The sequence below is a fragment of the Shewanella sp. S23-S33 genome, from assembly GCF_043359565.1.
Classification (GTDB): domain Bacteria; phylum Pseudomonadota; class Gammaproteobacteria; order Enterobacterales; family Shewanellaceae; genus Shewanella; species Shewanella oncorhynchi.
In genome coordinates this window covers 19687-40053 of record NZ_JBHFFD010000002.1, presented here as the reverse complement: position 1 = coordinate 40053, position 20367 = coordinate 19687, and the positions used below count along the sequence as shown (strand labels likewise).

11 protein-coding genes are annotated in these 20367 nt (G+C 44.0%); all 11 read right to left on the bottom strand.

What is annotated here, in order from left to right:
* Positions 1–43: 43 nt before the first annotated feature.
* A complete protein-coding gene (locus ACHA99_RS00445; RefSeq protein WP_263199596.1) occupies positions 44–490 on the bottom strand; it encodes a GNAT family N-acetyltransferase in 447 nt (148 codons plus the stop codon).
* Positions 491–1308: 818 nt separating this feature from the next.
* On the bottom strand, positions 1309–1842 hold the full coding sequence (locus ACHA99_RS00440; protein WP_105252649.1) for a cell division protein ZapC: 534 nt from the start codon (positions 1840–1842) through the stop codon (positions 1309–1311).
* Positions 1843–2042: 200 nt separating this feature from the next.
* Positions 2043–3062, bottom strand: coding sequence for a quinone-dependent dihydroorotate dehydrogenase (gene pyrD / locus ACHA99_RS00435; protein ID WP_263207796.1), 1020 nt, complete (start codon positions 3060–3062; stop codon positions 2043–2045).
* 63 nt (positions 3063–3125) lie between these two features.
* Complete coding sequence (locus tag ACHA99_RS00430; RefSeq protein ID WP_393940284.1) at positions 3126–7970, bottom strand: NAD-glutamate dehydrogenase; 4845 nt, start codon at positions 7968–7970, stop codon at positions 3126–3128.
* Positions 7971–8234: 264 nt separating this feature from the next.
* Complete coding sequence (locus tag ACHA99_RS00425) at positions 8235–10550, bottom strand: RND family transporter (protein WP_393940282.1); 2316 nt, start codon at positions 10548–10550, stop codon at positions 8235–8237.
* 36 nt (positions 10551–10586) lie between these two features.
* On the bottom strand, positions 10587–11603 hold the full coding sequence (locus tag ACHA99_RS00420; RefSeq protein WP_263172001.1) for a YCF48-related protein: 1017 nt from the start codon (positions 11601–11603) through the stop codon (positions 10587–10589).
* Between the two features lie 54 nt (positions 11604–11657).
* Positions 11658–13022: a DUF1329 domain-containing protein gene (locus ACHA99_RS00415; RefSeq protein WP_105252650.1), complete on the bottom strand. Its 1365-nt coding sequence runs from the start codon at positions 13020–13022 to the stop codon at positions 11658–11660.
* A 13-nt stretch (positions 13023–13035) separates the two neighbouring features.
* Entirely contained in the window at positions 13036–15078 is a 2043-nt protein-coding gene (locus ACHA99_RS00410) for a DUF1302 domain-containing protein (protein ID WP_263172000.1), read from the bottom strand.
* Between the two features lie 338 nt (positions 15079–15416).
* Complete coding sequence (locus tag ACHA99_RS00405; RefSeq protein WP_028759764.1) at positions 15417–15632, bottom strand: DUF2835 domain-containing protein; 216 nt, start codon at positions 15630–15632, stop codon at positions 15417–15419.
* A 43-nt stretch (positions 15633–15675) separates the two neighbouring features.
* Positions 15676–18225: an aminopeptidase N gene (gene pepN / locus ACHA99_RS00400; RefSeq protein ID WP_393940279.1), complete on the bottom strand. Its 2550-nt coding sequence runs from the start codon at positions 18223–18225 to the stop codon at positions 15676–15678.
* An 84-nt stretch (positions 18226–18309) separates the two neighbouring features.
* A complete protein-coding gene (prc, locus tag ACHA99_RS00395) occupies positions 18310–20355 on the bottom strand; it encodes a carboxy terminal-processing peptidase (protein WP_263207807.1) in 2046 nt (681 codons plus the stop codon).
* Between the last annotated feature and the right edge of the window lie 12 nt (positions 20356–20367).

Below are 20367 nucleotides of genomic sequence, written 5' to 3'. Positions count from 1 at the left end.
CACACGTTGACAGTCCCTCTTGAAGCGCATGTAATCTAAGTAACTAAATCAGTACGTAAAGCCTTAACATGTCTTTATGCTGGATGCTATTTTCAAAAATAGGTTCAGGATAGTTGAGTAGAAAATAGTCCTTTACCACTGACTCTACGCGAAAGCCGAAACGTTGATAATATGTCAGTTGATAGCCAAATGTACCTGTACCAAGCTCAACTCTTTTTATACCTTTCATCGGTAAATTTGCTAGAGTAAATTTCAATAATTCAGAGCCTATACCACAGCCTTGATGCTCTGGGTACACAGAAACATTGTAGATTTCAGCAAGAGTCGAATTCTGAGATTTAACGGCACAAACACCAAGTATTTGGCCTTTATCTGATGCAGTAAAACACCAAGAATCAGATAAATACGTTGCAATGTTAACTTCTGAAGGGTCTGCTTCGAGCAATAAGTCTATCGGAATTTCGCTACTTTTGACTTCGTTATATTCCATCTTTCCACCAAACAGATAACAGTTTATTACCCAGACTCCTCGTAAAAACCTAGCAAGAAATAGTTAGGTTTCGAACATTCCGAATAAATAATTTGAATAGGCCAGAAACTTAGCATCCATTCTGATGATTTTTCAATCACTTTATTATGTAAAAAAAGAGACTTTATATACGAGAAACTGGTTGGCACGGTATGTAAATTAACGGATACCCCAAAAATAGTATTATTAATACATTAACTTTGCCATGAACAACAAAGCGATATTCTTGCTCGATATTTTCCATTGAAAAAACTAAAATTTAAAACCATCATCAAATGCAAGCTCTCGCCATTTGAACCCCCAGACTACGCAAATGCTAAAAGGTGCGCCATGGTGATTGGCGAGACGACCGTCCGCCCCATGGACGGGGCGGTCGAGCATCCACGGATGGACTCGCTGCGAGTCGCCGAGTAAATGCCATGGCAAACCGATCTATGTGGATCAAGTGAGCTTATTATCAGTAAGGAATCAGTTCACTTTATGATGCTGGCAACCCATGGCGGAATATTGCGATCTGTGTTCTTTTTAGCCTTTGCCTAGTCACTCTCCTTCTGTTTGATAGAAAAAGCAGAGCTGAGTTTAGAGTAATAAGACTCACGAATTATCATTGGGTAGCATTAGATAGGAAGGTGTTGAAGATCCACGCGACTAACTTTTAGAAAAAAACTTTCTTAGCAGAAAAGAGTACGGATAGCGCACTAATGCTATGGAGATTTAAGCGAATTATCGGCTAATAATAGATATCAAAAACCAATAATGGCTATTGATCTACAACTACGCTATGCCGCAACCACGTGGCGCTGCGCACGTAGGGGGTGTAAGCGATTATGCATCACTTTGATGGTTTCAAACTGCACCATAGTTTTCGCACCCGACAAAACACATTCAGGTGACAATAACATCACTAGCGCCGACTGTAGGGTATTTTCAACCACGAGGGCGAGTACTCTTTGCTTTTGGCATTTTAGCTCAAAGACTTTACCTACATCGCTATAAACACAGACATCACTGGTATCAAAAAACCATGATTTAGGCATTTGCGGTGTCAGCATAAAATGGGCTGCGGTGGCATTGAGCGCAATTTGAACAATAGCGGCATCGGACAAAGACAGGGTTTTAGGCAATCTATCGAGTAAGTTCATATAGAATTTGGCGTGCGCAATATTAAATTCCATGCTTGATAAGGCATCTGGAATGAGTAATTTTGCTTTATAAGACGTCAGAAATTCTATCTCGGAACCTAACGATACGCCTAATACACCATACGAATCGTTATATTTCCATTGCCAATCTTTTTGCGGCATTAATAACATAACGGTGACCCAATATTTGAACACTGGGACATAATAGTAGATATTTTATCCAATATCAAAATAAAAATAATAAAATACAAATTATTTAACAGTTACTTAGTCGATCTATTGTAAGATCTTAACAGCGATCTAAGGATCGTTTTAGATCGCTGTTAAAGAATAAGATCTTATTTTAGATCGTTATATTAATCCTAAGATCATTATTTCAAGCGGTATGCATTCACTATTTCTTTAATTAACTTCGGACCTTGATAAATAAAACCTGAATAAATCTGAACCATAGTCGCGCCCGCATCAAATTTGGCTAAGGCATCTTCAGCGCTATTAATACCGCCCACACCTATGATCGGGATCTGCCCTTTCAAACAAATCGCCAATTGCTTAATCACTTTAGTAGACAGCTCAGTTAAGGGTTTGCCGCTTAAGCCGCCGCTTTCATTGGCGTTGGCAAGACCGCTAACACCATCACGCGTTAAAGTGGTATTGGTCGCAATTGCGCCATCAAATTTGTTTTTAATCAAAGCTTGCGCGATATTTTCAATTTCTTCTATGGTTAAATCTGGAGCAATTTTAAGCGCGATGGGCACGTATTTTTTATGCTTTTCGGCCAGCTCAAGTTGCTTGGTTTTAATTGCGCTCAATAATTCATCTAATAGATCGCCATATTGTAGCGATCGTAATCCTGGGGTATTGGGTGATGAAATATTCACCGCAATATAAGCCGCATGGAGATAAACTTTATCCATGCAGATCAAATAATCGTCTTTACCTTGTTCTACTGGCGTGTCTTTATTTTTGCCAATATTGACGCCAACCATAATATCGGTCTTTTTAGCGATCAAATTTTTGACCAGATTATCGACACCCTTATTATTAAACCCCATGCGATTAATGATGCCTTTGGCAGGCTTTAATCTAAATAGACGGGGTAAATCGTTACCAGGCTGTGGTCTTGGGGTAACTGTACCCACTTCAATATGACCAAATCCCATCGCATGAAAGGCATCAATCGATTCGCCGTCCTTGTCCATACCGGCAGCGAGTCCCACTGGGTTAGGAAAGGTCAACCCCATAAAGCTGACAGGAGCGGGGGCAATCGTTTGTCCATATAGACACGTTAACGGGCTATTGGCGGTCATTTTTAAACTGCCTATAGCAAGATGGTGAGCTCGCTCAGGATCCATCTGAAACATGACTTTCTGTGCGATTTTATAAAACATGTACTTTCCTCGACCTAAAAAAAGCCCCGGCGATCGCCAGGGCTTCTGATTGTTATAATAAGTTTACTTTTGGCCTTCGCAATGAAGGATCAGAAGGTTAAGTTCACGTAGGGCGACAGAGAACTTAGCAAACTCATGGATTTGCGACGTTTTAAAGTCAGCTAGCATATGGAACCATCTTTCCAATAAGCCTTGATTTATCTCAATCCACTGAGAAATCACACTTTCGGCATCACAGGTTGCACTGCAGGTTCTTAAGACCACTGAACTCAATGCACGTTGTTGCCAATCTAACTCTTCCCTAAAGGCGGCACGAGCCAGTGCTTGCCAATGGTTCGCTACAGGTTGAGCGCTGATCTGTTCTAAGAACCAGTGCAGCTCAACGCGGGCGCCGAGTTTGAAGTAAGTTTCAGCCACTAATGCCACTGTCTTATCTTCTGTTTGCGCAATTTGGGCAATGTCTAAGGCAGAGAACAAGGTGCTCATGTTAGCCACAATCGTTGCAACAGCTTGTGGTACGTTTTCTTTGACCAAAGCATTGATCTCAGATTGGATACCCTTCGCTTCTTCTTCGACCAGATATAAATGAACATTATCTTTAATTTGTTCAAATACCGGTTTGAAGAAGGCAACGGTTTGTTCGATGCTCCAAGAGCGGTTACGGTGACGTAGGAACCAGCGGCTAGCACGACGCATATTGCGGCGTAACTGATGCAGCATTTCACCTTGAACCACAGCCGGAACTATGCCGTTTAAGTCAGTGATCGATTTAGTTAATTCAGCTAAACCAAATACTTCGCGAGCCATAGTGTAACAAATTGCCGCGTCGGCAACTGAGGCACCAGTCTCATCTTGCATACGTTGAACAAAATTCAAGCCCATGTCGTTGACGAGTTCATTGGCGAGTGAGGTCGCAATGATTTCGCCACGCAGTGGATGGGTTGCCATTTTGTCGCTGTATTTTTCCTGAAGTTTTTTCGGGAAATACGCGATAAGCAGTTGGCTTAACAGCGTATCTTCAGTGATTTCTGGCGTCACTAATTGCTCTTTCAGCACCATTTTCGCATAAGCAACCAATACTGATAGCTCTGGGCGCGTTAATGCACGACCACTGGCTAAACGTTCAGCTAGCTCATCGTCAGACGGTAAGAACTCTAACGCTCTGTCTAACTTGCCTTCTTTTTCCAGGTACTGGATAAAGCGGATCTGCTCTTTTAACTGCTCAGCACCGCGCACTTGAGTCACAGAGATAGTACGAGTTTGATCTTTACAGTCTTGTAGTACGATTTGGCCGACTTCTTCAGTCATTTCTTCCAGTAAACGGTTACGCTGCTTAAGCGTCAGTTCACCTTCAGTCACCATAGCGTTCAGCAAAATCTTGATGTTCACTTCGTTGTCGGAACAGTCCACACCACCAACGTTATCCACGAAGTCAGTGTTGATGCGACCGCCATTAGACGCATATTCAATACGACCTAACTGAGTACAACCTAAGTTACCACCCTCGCCGACTATCTTAGCGCGCAGTTCGCCACCGTTGACACGTAGAGCATCGTTGGCACGATCGCCGACTTCAGCGTGGGTTTCACGTGAAGATTTCACATACGTACCGATACCGCCGTTCCAGATCAAATCCACTGGCATTTTCAGCAGTTCTTTCATCAGCTCAGTTGGGGTCATAGAGGTTTTCTCTGTGGCCAACATTTGCTTAATTTCTGCCGATAACGGAATGGATTTAGATGAACGGAGGAAAATACCGCCACCTTTAGAAATCAACTTGCTGTTGTAATCTTCCCAGCTTGAACGTGGCAGAGCGAATAAACGCGCTCGTTCATCATAACTTAATGCCGTATCCGGATTTGGATCGATAAAGATATGCATGTGGTTAAAGGCTGCAACCAGTTTAGTGTGCTTAGACAACAACATACCGTTACCGAATACGTCGCCCGCCATATCACCTATACCTAAACAGGTAAAGTCTGTGGTTTGACAATCAATACCGACTTCGCGGAAATGACGCTTAACCGATTCCCAGCCGCCTTTGGCCGTGATACCCATTTTCTTATGGTCATAACCGTTACTGCCACCCGATGCGAATGCATCACCGAGCCAGAAGCGGTATTCGAGGGAAATCGAGTTCGCGATATCAGAGAATGTCGCTGTGCCTTTATCGGCTGCTACCACTAAATAGGGGTCATCTTCATCGTGACGAACCACATCCAATGGATGGACGATTTCACCGTTCAAAATGTTATCGGTAATATCGAGCAAGGCACGGATAAAGATGCGGTAACATTCTTGACCTTCGGTGAAGAAAGCTTCACGGCCGCCTTCAGTTGGCAATTGTTTACAAACAAAGCCACCTTTAGCACCCACAGGCACAATCACAGTGTTTTTCACTTGCTGTGCTTTTACCAAACCCAATACTTCGGTACGGAAGTCTTCACGACGATCTGACCAACGCAGACCACCACGAGCCACTTTACCGTAACGTAAATGCACACCTTCAACCCGTGGCGAATAAACGAAGATTTCGAATTTCGGCAGTGGACGTGGCATTTCAGGGATCAGTGAAGGCATGAATTTAAACGAGATATAACTCTTAGATTCGCCTTTGGCATCCAGTTGGTAGAAGTTGGTACGCAGAGTGGCGTTAATCAAGTCTAAATAACGACGAATAATACGGTCATCATCCAAGCTAGACACTTCGTCTAAACGTAAATTGATCTGCTCCAAAAACTTACCCAGAGTACGGGTTTTCAGTTTAGGGTTAAATTTACGGATGAACATCTTCACCAACAAATCAGCGATTTGTGGGTAACGACCGAAGGTTTCTTCAATATATGACTGACTGAAAGTCGCATCGATTTGACGCATGTATTTCGCATACGCACGCAATACCGAGACTTCACGGCCGGTTAAACCAGATGCCAGAATAATGCGGTTGAAGCCGTCATCTTCTAACTTCTTTTGCCACACTTGTGACAGTGCAGTTTGGAATCTATCTTGACTATCAGCGATGTTATCTGTGTTGACGACTTTAACTGTCATCAAGAAGTCTAAGATCCAGAAGGTAGAACCGTCTGAAGTCGTGACTTCATATGGACGCTCGTTGATCACGCGCAGACCAAAGTTTTCGAGCATTGGCAACACGTCAGATAGATGAATAGGCTCATCTTTATGGAATAGCTTTAAACGCACTTTGTTGTCGTTCAGCGCCGCTTCCTGCGGTTGATAGAACAACATGCCGAGCTTGTGTTCATCATCCAGTGCTTCGAGCTGTTGCATGTCGACGACGGCAGAACTTGGCAATACGTCTTCTTTATAGCTTTGCTCGAACGCATTGAAATAACGCTTAGTCAGATGAGTGCCAGCTTCTTCGCCGAGTGCACTGTTAAGCGCAGTGCTTAACTTATCTTCCCACGAACGTGCCGCTTCTATTAAGTTGTTCTCTATGGCAGCCACATCTACATCCATATTATTGTTATCAACTTTGACTATGTAGTGAGTGCGGGCTAGCGTCGACTCGGAAAAATAAGTCGTAAACTCTACATCTTCTTTGCTGTTAAAGTGCTGGGCCAGAATACGTTGAGTATCTTGGCGGAGTTTAGTGTTGTAACGATCCTTAGAAACGTACACTAAACAGGATAAGAAACGGCCAAAGCCATCTTTGCGTACAAAGAGTTTCAGCTTGTCTCTGTCTTGCATTTCTAACACGCCATGGGCCATGTGCGATAAATCATCAACATTGGCTTGAATTAGCTCGTCACGAGGTAAATTCTCAAGGATGTTTAGCAGGGCTTTATAGTCGTGTGAACGTGGGGTCAAGCCTGAACGATCTAACACACGCTGCACTTTTTCATTCAGCAGTGGGATTTCACGTGGGCTGCGGTTATATAGGTTTGACGCATATAAACCGATAAATCTATCTTCGCCAATCACATTGCCTTTCTTATCGAAACGCTTAATACCGATATAATCGACATAAGCTGGACGATGTACACGGCTCTTAGCACTGCTCTTAGTGAGGATCAGTAAGCTGTGATCTAAGGCTTCTTTGCGGGCACTATCGGAGAAGCTAGATAACAACAAACCTTGCTCAGGTTGCGCTTTGGTGTGCTTGTTCATCAAACCTAAACTAGAGGCGATATTAGGCACTAACTCAACGTCACCTTCGACACGTTTCAAATCGTATTGACGGTAACCTAATAGCGTAAAGTGATGATTATTCAAGTAAGTCAGGAAGTTAATCGCTTCCTCTAACTCTTGCTTATCGCCCGGGAACGGACGTTTTGGCAATTCCTTGATCATCTCAGCCAACTTGGCAGACATGACTTCCCAGTCGTTAACTGATGAAGCAACATCGGCAAGCACAGACTGAATTTCGCGCTCTAATGCTTTGATATCGACCGTGCTGCTTTGACGGTCAATTTCAATCAAAAATACGGCGACATGCTCAGTGCTTTCAGGGCTCTTATTAAGATAAGTGACATTCGTCACACCACTTTCTGAACGCTCAATCGCCAGTGGAGTGTGCAACATCATGTGAGCAGTAATACCCATACGATTCAATGCCATACCAACTGAATCGACCAAGAATGGCATGTCAGGTTGGATAACTTCAATGATCGAGTGAGTAGATTGCCAGCCGTGTTTGGCTTGGCTAGGATTGAACACTCTCAGATGAGTGTTACCTTTTGGTGTTTTGTTCAGGGCGTTCCATAAACTGAGAACCGCACCGTATAAATCACTGTCATTACGCGCATTGAGATCGTCTTTCGACATGTGGGCATAAAGGCAGGTGGCGAACTGTTCAACTTGCTTGGCTTGTGAATTAGGGACTTTAGCGTGAATTAAACTGACTACATTTTCAAGTAGTACTGAAGGCATTGCATCTTTCAAGGCCATGTTGCTGTTTCCTTAAGCGTCTATGGCAGCGCTTTTTTCATTATTTGGATGCTTCGGCTTAACAATCGCAGATAAATTAATGTGATCTAGATCGTCGCGCGAAGTTTATTACTAAAACCGCTGTATTTCGAGGAAAATTTTAGTGGTACATCCTCTTGAAATCCAGTATTGGCGTAAACAAGGAATGACAAATGACCAAACAATCGATAAAGCAGACTAAGTATTCAAAAGTAAATGGGGAGCTTAGCTCCCCATTTGTAGACTCTACTTAGGCTGGCGCCAGAAAATGGCGGCCAATGCAGGTAGGATAATTATGGCACCGAGCATATTTACCACAAACATGAATGTTAACAATATTCCCATGTCCATTTGGAATTTAAGCGCCGAGAAGAACCAAGTACTGACACCAATCGCTAATGTCAGACCCGTAAAGATCACCGCACTACCCCGTTCGACCAACGCCTCATAGTAAGCCTGCTGTACTGGCATACCATTTGATAGCTTAGACGACATAGTCGAGAGGATATAAATACCATAGTCCACACCAATACCAACCCCCAGCGCGATGACAGGTAAGGTACTGACAGCTAAGCCAATATCGAGCTGAGTCATCAAAGCTTGTGCCAGTGTCGACACGACATATAAAGGAATAATGACCGCCACAGTGGCTTTAAAAGATTTAAAACTGATTAAGCAGAGTACAAACACGGCACCATAAACGTATATCATCATAGGTAACTGCGCCTCGGCCACCGCTTCGTTAGTCGCTGCCATTACCCCCACAGGACCCGACGCCAGTTTAAACTGCAACTTCTCGTTGTCCATTTTCGCGGCGACGGCTTTGACCTTAGCGACCACAGTTTCTATGGTTTCGGCCTTGTGATCTTTCATAAACAGATACACAGGCATGACAGAACAATCGCCATTTAATAAACCTGAAGTCGTGGGAATTTGGCCAATAGCCTGTACTAAGCTCGCCGTTGTACGCGGCAACACTTCCCATCTTGGATTACCTTCGTTGAAGCCTGCATTCACTTTTTTAGCGACAGACGCCAGACTCACAGTCGACTCCACCCCTGGGGTATTGCGTACTAACCACTCAAACTGATCAATTTGAGTGAGCACATCGTGGTAAGTACAGGCTTCAGGTGCTGCCTCAACAATCACAGTCATCACATCTGTGGTGATAGAGAAATGATCTGTGATGAAGAAGGTATCGAGGTTATAACGCGAATCTTGATGTAACGCAGGCGCGCCGCCCTGTAGATCACCAATCTTCATCTGATTGGCTTGTTGCAGACCCACAAAATACAACACCACAGTGGCAATAATGACTACCACAGCATATTTAGGCGTTGCAAAACGCGCCATGAAGCGCCAAATAGCCTCAGTTCGCACTTCTTCAGCCGTTGGTTCTGCATGTTTATTGACTTTGATTTCAGTAAAAGAAATCACCAAAGGCAATAGGATAAGGTTAGTGAAAATGATCACGCCCACACCGAGCGAGGCAGAAATCGCCAGCTCGCGAATAATCCCAATATCGATAAATAACAGGGTAATAAAACCAACAGTATCGGACAGTAATGCCACACCACCCGGCACTAATAAACTACGAAATGCCGACGCCGAAGCCGCTTTTGTCGTTTGCCCGTCGAGCACTCGACGCCGTACAGCGTTGATGATCTGCACCCCGTGGCTCACACCGATGGCGAAGACTAAAAACGGTACCAGAATCGACATAGGATCGAGACCGAAACCTATCACAGTCAATAAACCAAGCTGCCAGACCACAGCCGTTAAACTGCAGACCAGTGGCAGCATGGTCAAGGTGATGGATTTAGAAAAGAGGTAAACCATGATGGCAGTGACCAAAATCGCGATCACGAAGAACAGCAACACGCCCTTAGCGCCATCAGCCACATCCCCGGCCATTTTGGCGAAACCTATGATGTGAATTTTAACCTTATCGGTTTCGAACTTGCCCCTAAGCTCTTTTTCTAATTGTGCAGCAAAAGCAATGGTATCAAGCGGTTTACCCGTCTGTGGATCAAAATCCATTAATTGAGCCGACACCATAGCCGCACTGTAATCGTTAGCAATTAATCGGCCGACAATCCCTGCTTTTTCAATATTATCGCGAACCGTTTCTAACCCAGACACTGAAGTTGAAAAATCCGCTGGAATAACAGGCCCGCCAGCAAAACCATCCTCAACAACTTCAGTAAAACGAGTGGAAGGCGAAAAAATTGATTTCACCTGCGCACGGTCAACCCCTGGAATAAAAAACAGCTGATCATGCACGTTTTTTAAGGTATCAAAATAGTTAGCATTAAAAATATTACCGCTGGTATCCTCAACCGCCACCATGATGCTGTTGGCACCACCAAAATCTTTTTGGTGTTTCAGGTAGGTCTGCATATAACTGTGCTGCAGTGGAATATTTTTGATAAAAGCCGCATCCATTTTGAGTTGACTGGCCTGATAGCCAAAAAACAACGTCAAAAACACAAAAATGCCGACGACCCATGCGCGATTGCGAAACAAAAATGACTCAAATCCGTTGACCAGTTTTTCTAACATCTTCTCGGCCCTGTTATTTATTGTAGTTTTAAAATTTTATGGCTTAAGAATAAACAGCCCTTGGCTGCCGGATAACCACATATTCCCTTGATTATCCTTCGCAATAGACACTAAGTTTTCTCCTTGGCGACGAGTCACGATACTGCTAGTGTCATCCTCATTTAGCTTGATCACTATCCCCGCATTTCCCACTAAATATAGCGCGTCGTCAGAAACAACCATGGCACCGTTGATTGAGGATTGCACCGGCAGTTCAATTTGATTCCATTGGCTTAAACTCACATCAGCTTTGAATATATGACCGCGAAGGCCCATCACATACACAGCATTTTTCGTTTCTACGGCGTTAAACATAGAACCATCGTAATCAAAATTGGTACGCGTAAATGTTTTACCTTGATCGCCAGAAACAGCGACTAAGCCCAGCTCGCCAACCAATAATAAACGTCCATCGGTTAAGGTTAAAATACGATTAAAGTGCGGCAATAATGAAGCGCGCGCACTCAAATAGGCCGATTGATCGCTGCCTTTTAACTCCGCCAAATAAGCCACATCTTCTTCAGCTAAAAGCTCCTCATGGAACTCCTCGCGCCACTGGGCACCGCCATCATTGGTACGATAAAACAAACCGTAAGCACCAATGGCAATACCATTGTTTTCGTCTAAAAACACCACATCGAGGAATGGCTTTTCAATCTCGGGCGAATGCATCTGCTGCTGCCAAGTTTGACCGCCATCCTGAGTCTGTAAAATGGTTGCATCATGACCTACAGCCCAACCGCGTTTTTCATTGAGGAAAAAGACTTTGGTCAGCTGTGAACTCACGGGCGTTGCCACTTGATGCCAACTGCCGTCATACACCAGAGCATGACCACGTTCACCCACAGCCACTAAACCTGCGCCTACGTTGGCAATATCTAAAATCAAAGATGAAACAGCAAGAGGTTGAACTTGAGAAAAAATCGGATCAGAGGGCGTTGCAGATAACGTAGAAGGAAAAAAAGCGCCACCGAAACTTAATACAGCGACACACTGAAGGATGCGAAACGACATACAAACTTCCTTAAACTAATGAGGGGCGCTAAGCGCCCCTTTGTACGTGGCCTATTAACGGATACCTTCACGACGCAATGCATCGGGGGTAAAGTTAGCTTCAGTCAGTTTGGCATCGAAGTTATACATGCCACTTTGGTTGTCTAAGCCCATGGCGAGATAACGACGGGATTGCAAATCATGGAAGACTTCTAAAGTATCCCACTGTGCAGGTACTTCGTAGTAATTCAAGCCATGCGCAACGGCCACACGATACAACTGATCACGGTTGTCGTAGAGATCGGCGATTGACACTTGCCATGAATCTTCATCAAGGTACATATCGCGCACTTTATAAATGTGGCGCATACCATCTTTCAGCGTCGCCCTCACTTGCCATACGCGGTGTTTTTCCCAACGAACGTATTCAGGATTCACATGACCAGGTTTCAATATTTGGTCATATTTCAGCTTATCCGAATGCAGTTTGTAATCGTTGTACGGGATATAAATTTCTTTTTTGCCTACCAGTTCCCAGTTGTAACGCACTGGAGAGCCGTTAAACATATCGAAATCATCTGTCGTACGCAGACCATCTGACACTGTACCCGGTGTATCAAAAGCCACGTTCGGCGCTTTACGTACTCGACGTTGACCTGTGTTATAGGTCCAAGCTTGGCGGGGAAGCGCCTCTTGATCCATGGTTTCTTTAACCAATAAGGCTGTACCTGCTAAACGTGCAGGCTGAGTCACCACTTGCTTAAAGTAGAACAGCGTATTGCTGGCTTTAAGCTGATCTAAGGTAATTTCTGGACGAGAATATTCGAAGCGAATTTCCTCAGCCGTTTCGACTAAGCTATAGCTACCATCGGCTGTCGGTGCAGCTTGGCTACGGGAAGTTTCGATATCGATACCACGAAAACGCAAAATGTGGTTCCAAATTGCTTCTAAACCATTTGCAGGGATCGGGAATGGAATACCAATAGCCGCGCCAGAAATACCATTGCCCTGTGCAATCAGTTCAGCACGAGTCGCGTTAACTTTAGTCGCATCGTAAACGAACTGTGGTACAGAGGCGCTACGGCGAGTCTTATACACATTCATCTTGTAGGTATCAGGATAAAGTTCGAACAACTTCATCTGACCCGGCGTTAAAAAATCTTTATATTGCGCTTTGTTAGCATTGGTAATAGTAAATTCAATCTTATCCTCAGGGAAAGGATCTGGGTGATGCATCCCTTTGGTATAACCCGCCACAGGCTGAGTGATACCACCATCCCACGCAGGAATAGAACCATCAGCATTACCTGCTTTTTCAGCACCTAAAGGGGTAAGTTCATTGCCAAGTTTTGCCGCATCAGCTTCTGATATCTTAGCCATAGCGACTGGCGCTGCGAACGCCAGCATGACTGCACTCGCCAATATCGTCAGTTTCTTCATTGTTTGAGTCCTTTTAGATCGAATACTTGATATTGAATGAAACATAATCACGATCTGCCATCGCATTCGTCGTACCGACACCGCCAAAGAAATTGTTATAGGAGATATCTGCACCCCAACGGTTTTGATAGTCGAAGTTAACGCCTAGCGCGACAGACTTACGTCCTTCCGTGAACAGGAACATAGGATCAGGTGTAATACCATCAACGTCATGGGAGAAAATCACCCGTGGAGACATATTGACCCCAGCAAATATGTTGTTGAAATCCGCCTTTCCAACTAAACGGTATCCCCAAGCAAAGTCGGTTGGGAACGGGTTAGTTTCAGGACCGTTGTGCAAGGCTTGAATGATGCCGAGCATATCTGGGTTGCCGCCAGAACGTGACGTACCAGGACCATTGAGACGTAGCTCATCAAAACCTGGCATATCATGGATCCACACGCCACCCACTTCGGCCAACATAGTCAAGTTATCTAAACCTAACGTTGGACCAAATAAATGGGTGAAAGTCATCTGCGCCTGAGTGGTATCAAGACGGATAAAGCCATCCACGGTTTCACCCGGCTTAACATCTTTAATCTGTGAAATACCATCGAGATCTGGACGAAGACCAGCGTTAGCTAACTGCTGTGGCATACCGGCAAACAATAATTCTACGTCATCGATTTGCAGTGGTTCATCCTGACGATGGGCAATTTCAGCCGCGACAGAGGTATCACCAACCAAGGTATTGAAACTGAAACCATAAAGCTTGATATCTTCTGGATAAACGATTTGCGCCTTAGAGAAACTCTTCAAATTGAGCAGCAATTCACGATCAATGTTACCCGAGTTTTGACCTATGGTCGCCAGATCAGACAAAAGTGCACCCGTGCTAAAATCGGCGGCAGTACCACTGATAAGAGGACGACGGCTATGGTAATTCATGAAATAAAAACCAAATTCGGTTTCACCCAGTGAAGGCGCGTAATAGCCCAGCTTAATACCATATTGGCCATCATTGCTTGGCTCTGCCTCATCCTGCACTAGCGTCACTTTTGTTGGGTAGGCTAAGGCCATAGAAACCAATTGCTGTGTCGGAATAGATTGGCCGCTGGCAATCATGCCCGCTAAACGCTCGTATTCTTGCATCACAAAGTCTAAATTGATGTCAGGGTTAGCATTAAACCCAAGCTGAGCGTTTTGAGCGTAACCACCGAAACCCGCAAAATCGTTAGTCGCAAAAATAGAACCCGGCGTTGGTACCCAAATAGGTTGCCAATCATATTGATAGAATGCTTCTACCGTTAATGAATCCGTCAAACCAAGGGAAGCCCACACCATACCTTGAGGTCTGAACGCTTCTTTGAGTTCAGCACCTGGCGCATTAAGTATGTTCAAGTCAACGGCGTTGATTTCACTGATCCCATGGGCAATCAGTGTACTTTCACCCCATGACACCACTTGATTACCTACACGAATAGATAATGGATTAGCGCCATCGTTAAGATCAAAGTTGCCATACACAAACGCATCGAGTAAGCGAATATCTTTACATTGAACTTCTGAAGCACGGTTATCTTCGCAAGGGTCAAACTCTTTGCCCGTTATCGGATCATTAAAATCATAATTACCGTCATTGAGTTTGCGATCATAGAAATACATACCACGAGCGAATAAACCGTAGTTTTTGTATTTCAATGACAATTCATGCAAACCTTTAACGATTTCGGATGTGGTATCGCCTTGAGAATAAAGTAAATTACTTAAGTCATTGTTACTGGAATACGATCCGGGCTGGGCCCAAATCTCAGCAGAAGTATATTTAGTATTGCCAAATGCGCTGTAATTAGACCAATCGAATTGGGGTTGATTAACCTTACCAATTTGACCTTCCCAATCGCGCTCCCCTACACGCCAGCTCGCACCAGCAGTCCAAGTTGAGTCAAATGTGCCCTCAACCTCTCCCCAATTAAAAGATACTGCATTAACGCTTGGGATCATTAACAAACTCAATGCCGACGCCACCCCCAAAGCAAGCGCCGATTTGTTAAAACTATTTTTAACAATTTTCATTTTAGCTCTCCGTACCCTGCTGGATTCTTTGTTTTAGGAATTACAACCAACATCTTGTTAGCTCACAGGTAACATCATTGTTACAGCAATTAATCCCCTTGAGCAAGGCGCAGTTAGAGAAAATTTTCTAAAGAATTAAGCATGTAGGTACATTTGTACCGTTAACTAAAAAGGAGAGATTTAAATTAGCGAAAAGCGGAATAGGAATGAAACATAAAAACACATTAAAAAATCATATAATTCATTAACATATTTAAAAATAAAATATCACAAAGCGAGCTTAGTAATCAGCCGACCGTTTAAAGTAATTGCTCTAAGTAAAGATAAACAAATTAAGACTAAACTCGATTTAATGAAACAAATTGTCCCTTGTCATCTAAAACCAATTTGAAATAGCCTTGAATGCCATTTTCGGTTAAAAAACGCCTAAAATGACGGCCATTAATCCACAAAATCCGCCCTTGAGTTTCACGAACCTCGACTTTATCGGCAAGCCCTTGATAATAAGGTAAGAAATCTCGATAGCTGATCGATAGTTTGAAATACAGTTCCATAATATCAGGGCAGCACAGACTGCTGCCCTCCTCCTACAAACTGCTATTTTGCCAATGCTTTAGAGACTTTTTCGTACATATCCTTAGATAAGTCAGGCAAAGCCAAAAGTTGCCCTAAACAGGCTTTTATCAAGGTTTGGCGGCCTAAGTCGAATTTATGATACTGGATCAATGGCGTCACCATACGGGCCGCAACCTGCGGATTGAGCTTATTAAGGGTCATTAAGCATTCGGTTAAGAAAGCATAACCCTTACCGTCTCTACGGTGGAATTGATAAATATTACCGGCAGCAAAACTGCCCACTAAAGCACGCACTCGGTTTGGATTGCTCATACTAAAGCACTTGTGTTGCTGCAACTGACGCAAACACTCAATCACATCATCTGCATCACGGGTCGCTTGCAACATAAACCATTTATCCATCACTAATGGCGTATCCTGCCAACGTAGCTCAAATGTCGTCATCAGTTCATCACGACAAGGTAAATTCCCAACATTGGCTGCCGTCAACGCACCAAGAGAATCCGTCATATTACTGGCGTTATCGAACTGAGAAATCACTAACCCCTCGGCCTCATCCGACACCCGAGCTAACCAAGTTAAACACTGATTTTTAAGGGCTCTTGCCTGCGTACTCTCTACTGCGACTAAAGAACGATATAGCGCAATCAATTCATCTTCACTATGTGAAGCGAGCTCTATTAATACAAATTCACGTGCTAAAGCTAACGCATCTAGATCGACACTCTCTGTTTGCTCAATCAAAGCCGAAGCCGTAGGTATCGCTAATATTTCGGCGATCAATGCCGGATCAAGCTCAGTGTCTAACAACACACCTTTAAAACTATCGCGCACACGGGGATCGAGAGCCATAGCTTGTTGCTGTTGTAAACTCGCCACATTTTGCCAAATAGCTTGGCTCACTAAGGTCACAGAAGCTTCCCAACGCGCCACTTCGCTGCTAGCAAAACGCATCAAGTGAACGAGTTGATCCACATTGAATCGATATTGTAATTTGACGGGCGCGGAAAAGTTTTGCAGTAACGAAGCGACAGGTTTATGAGTGAGTCCATCAAAGCTAAACACTTGTTCAGTTTGAGTAAAATTGAGGATTTCATTCACTAAAGAATGGCCCTTCGCATCTAAGAGCTCTAAGCTAAACGGAATATGCAGCGGTGATGCACAGTTCGCTAGACTTTGTTTAAGGGTCAATTGATAAACGCCCGTTTGCGCATCAAAGCTGTCCATCGCAGTCACAATCGGCGTACCAGCTTGGCTATACCATAAACGGAACTGGGTTAAATCCACTCCGCTGGCATCTTCCATTGCCGCCACAAAATCATCACAGGTGACAGCTTGGCCGTCGTGGCGTTTAAAATACAATTTCATTCCCGCCTGAAACTTTTCTTCGCCGAGCAAAGTGTGCATCATGCGGATGACTTCAGCGCCCTTGTTATACACAGTCACAGTGTAGAAATTATTCATCTCAATGACAGATTCTGGACGAATAGGATGGGACATAGGGCCAGAATCTTCTGCAAATTGCTGATTCTTTATCACTTTAATTGCGTGAATTCGATTCACAGCACGAGAGCCTAAATCTGAGCTAAATTCTTGATCGCGAAAAACCGTTAAGCCTTCTTTCAAACTTAACTGGAACCAATCGCGGCACGTTACGCGGTTTCCTGTCCAATTATGGAAATACTCATGGCCTACAACCGATTCAATGCCGTGATAATCCTCGTCGGTGGCCGTTAAGGTATCTGCAAGCACATATTTAGTGTTAAAGATATTTAAGCCTTTGTTTTCCATCGCACCCATATTGAAAAAGTCGACGGCCACTATCATGTAAATATCTAAATCATACTCAAGATCAAAACGGCTCTCATCCCATGCCATGGATTTCTTAAGTGATGCCATCGCATGGTGTGCTTTATGTAAATTACCTTTATCAACGAACACTTGCAGGATCACTTTACGACGACTGCGAGTAATGAACTCATCTTGCAATAGATCAAAATCGCCTGCGACTAAGGCAAATAAATACGCTGGTTTTGGAAATGGATCTTGCCAGCAAACATAATGGCGTCCGCCATCTAACTCACCTTGATCAATCAAATTACCGTTACTCAGTAAAAACGGGAATGCGGCGCTATCGGCTTCGATACGAACTGTGTATTTAGCTAATACATCAGGGCGATCAAGGAAATAAGTGATACGTCGAAAGCCCTCTGCCTCGCATTGCGTGCAGTAGGCACCATCGGACATATAGAGCCCTTCAAGGCTCGAATTAGCTTCAGGATCGAGCTTAGTGATAATGTTCAGCTCAAACTCATCAAGCTCAGTTTCTAGAACTAATTGACCTGCACTAACATGGTAAGGCACAGCATCACCATTAACAGTCAGCGAAACAACGGTCAAATCTTCGCCATCCAACACTAAGGCTTGTGCATGTTTTGAAGTGCGTTTTATACGACTGATCGCCTGCACTTGGGTTTCATTGCCAGCCAAATTAAATGCTAAATCGATAGTCTCTATCGTAAAAAGTGGCGCTTGATAATCTTTTAAGTATTTTGCTTGAGCTTGTGTCATTTCGATCCCTTTAACGCTGATCTAAATAAGAAAAAACGCGCCATAAGCGCGTTTTGATATCGGATAAATCGACTCGACTAGCGCCTACTTAGCACTAGTTTTAGCCACTTTTTGCACATCAGCCATATCTAAGGTGATATAAGCGGTTTCGTCTAAAAATGCATCTGGCAATTCAGCGTCGTCTTTAATGTCTTCCATTGATTTAACCGGTGCTAAACCATTGGCGACTCGACGCTCGTTTGTTCTGTCGAGGACTTTTTTCTCATCGGCTTCACGGGAAGCAATACGCTCACTTTCAACCAGAGACACAGTTTTCTCTTTGTGATGCTTTTTAAAGTCGGCAATATCTTGATTGATATAGGCAAACTCTACGCTGTTTTTTATACGGTTAAGGTGCTTAGATTCAAGGCTAGTCACTAACTCAGGCGTAACATCATTAAGCGTACCATATTGCGCCATTGGCACTTTATCCCAAGGTAAAGCATTTTTCTCTTCAGCTTCACCGTACTCGCCCGGCTCCAACGCACTTGGGTAAGCAATGTTGGGGGTCACACCTTTAATCTGTGTACTACCACCATTAATACGGTAGAACTTTTGAATCGTATACTGCACATGGCCAATTGGCTTCTCATACATGTCGTAGATACGGCCTAGGCTCTTATGCTGCTGTACTGTGCCTTTCCCAAAACTCGACTCACCGACAATCAGTGCACGGTCATAATCTTGCAATGCGGCAGCAAAAATTTCAGAGGCTGAAGCACTGTAACGGTCAACCATCACAGTCAATGGTCCTGCATAACTGGTTTTACCGTCGTTATCACGATGCGCAGACACTCGTCCATCGGCATCACGAATTTGCACTACAGGGCCCATATCGATAAAGAGTCCCGTCAGCAGCACGGCTTCCGTTAATGCCCCCCCACCGTTACCTCTAAGGTCGATGACTATGCCTTCTACTTTGGCGTCGTTTAACTTCACTAGCTCTTTTTCAACGTCCTGCGACAAATTCATATAGAAACCAGGAATTTGGATCACACCGACTTTGCGATTTGCGTACTCGCCGTCTTTAGGTTCAATCACCTTAGAGGTTGCAGCTCTGTCTTCAAGACGAATTTTATCGCGTACTAAGGTAACGTCGAATGGCTTAGCATTGGAACCGCCTTTCTTCGGTAAAATTTGCAAAACAACTTTACTGCCCTTAGGACCTTTGATCAGGTCGACCACGTCGTCTAAACGCCAGCCGATCACATCAACAATTTCACCGCCTTCTTGACCGACACCGACAATCTTGTCTTCCGGCGACAGTTTTTCACTGCCCGCAGCAGGGCCGCCAGTAATTAAACTTTTAATGACAGTGTAATCGTCTTCGAGTTGCAGTTGAGCACCAATGCCTTCAAGGCTCAAGTTCATTTCCATTTGGAAACGTTCAGCATTGCGTGGTGAAAGGTAACTGGTATGTGGCTCAATGCTACGGGAGAAGGCATTCATCACGCCTTGGAACACATCTTCACTGTTAGTTTGAATCAACCGTTTAATAGCGTTGTTGTAACGCTTTTGGAGGATATCAACAATCTCAGGCCATTGCTTACCTGTGAGTTTAAGATTTAGTGCATCGTATTTAACACGTTGACGCCATAACTCATTAATTTCTGTCTGGTCTTTTGGCCATGCGGCCTCATCGCGGTCGTACTCATAGGCATCACCGGGCGCAGAAAAATCCATCTCTTTATCTAATAGAGATAAAGCATAGACAAAGCCTTCATAGCGGCGCTTTTGGACGATATCAAACATTTTATAGGCAGGCTCAAGTTCACCAGAACTGAGCATGTCATCGAATTGGGTTGCATAAGGTTTAAAACTATCGACATCCGCTTGGGTTAACACATTGCGGCGATAATCCAACTGCTGTAGATAACGATCAAAAATTTGCGCAGAAAAGGCGTCATCAAGATTGAATCTATGATAGTGCGAACGAGTGTATAAGTCCGTTACCCTTTTGCTCGCAACCTTATGTTGCGCTTCCTGCTTGAGAGTGGGTAACTCGCTGATTTGAATCGTGGGTGGTACGGCCCAAGCCGAGAATCCGACAAAAACAGTGGCGATCGAGGTAGCCAAAGTGAGTTTTCGCATCAACAAGTTACT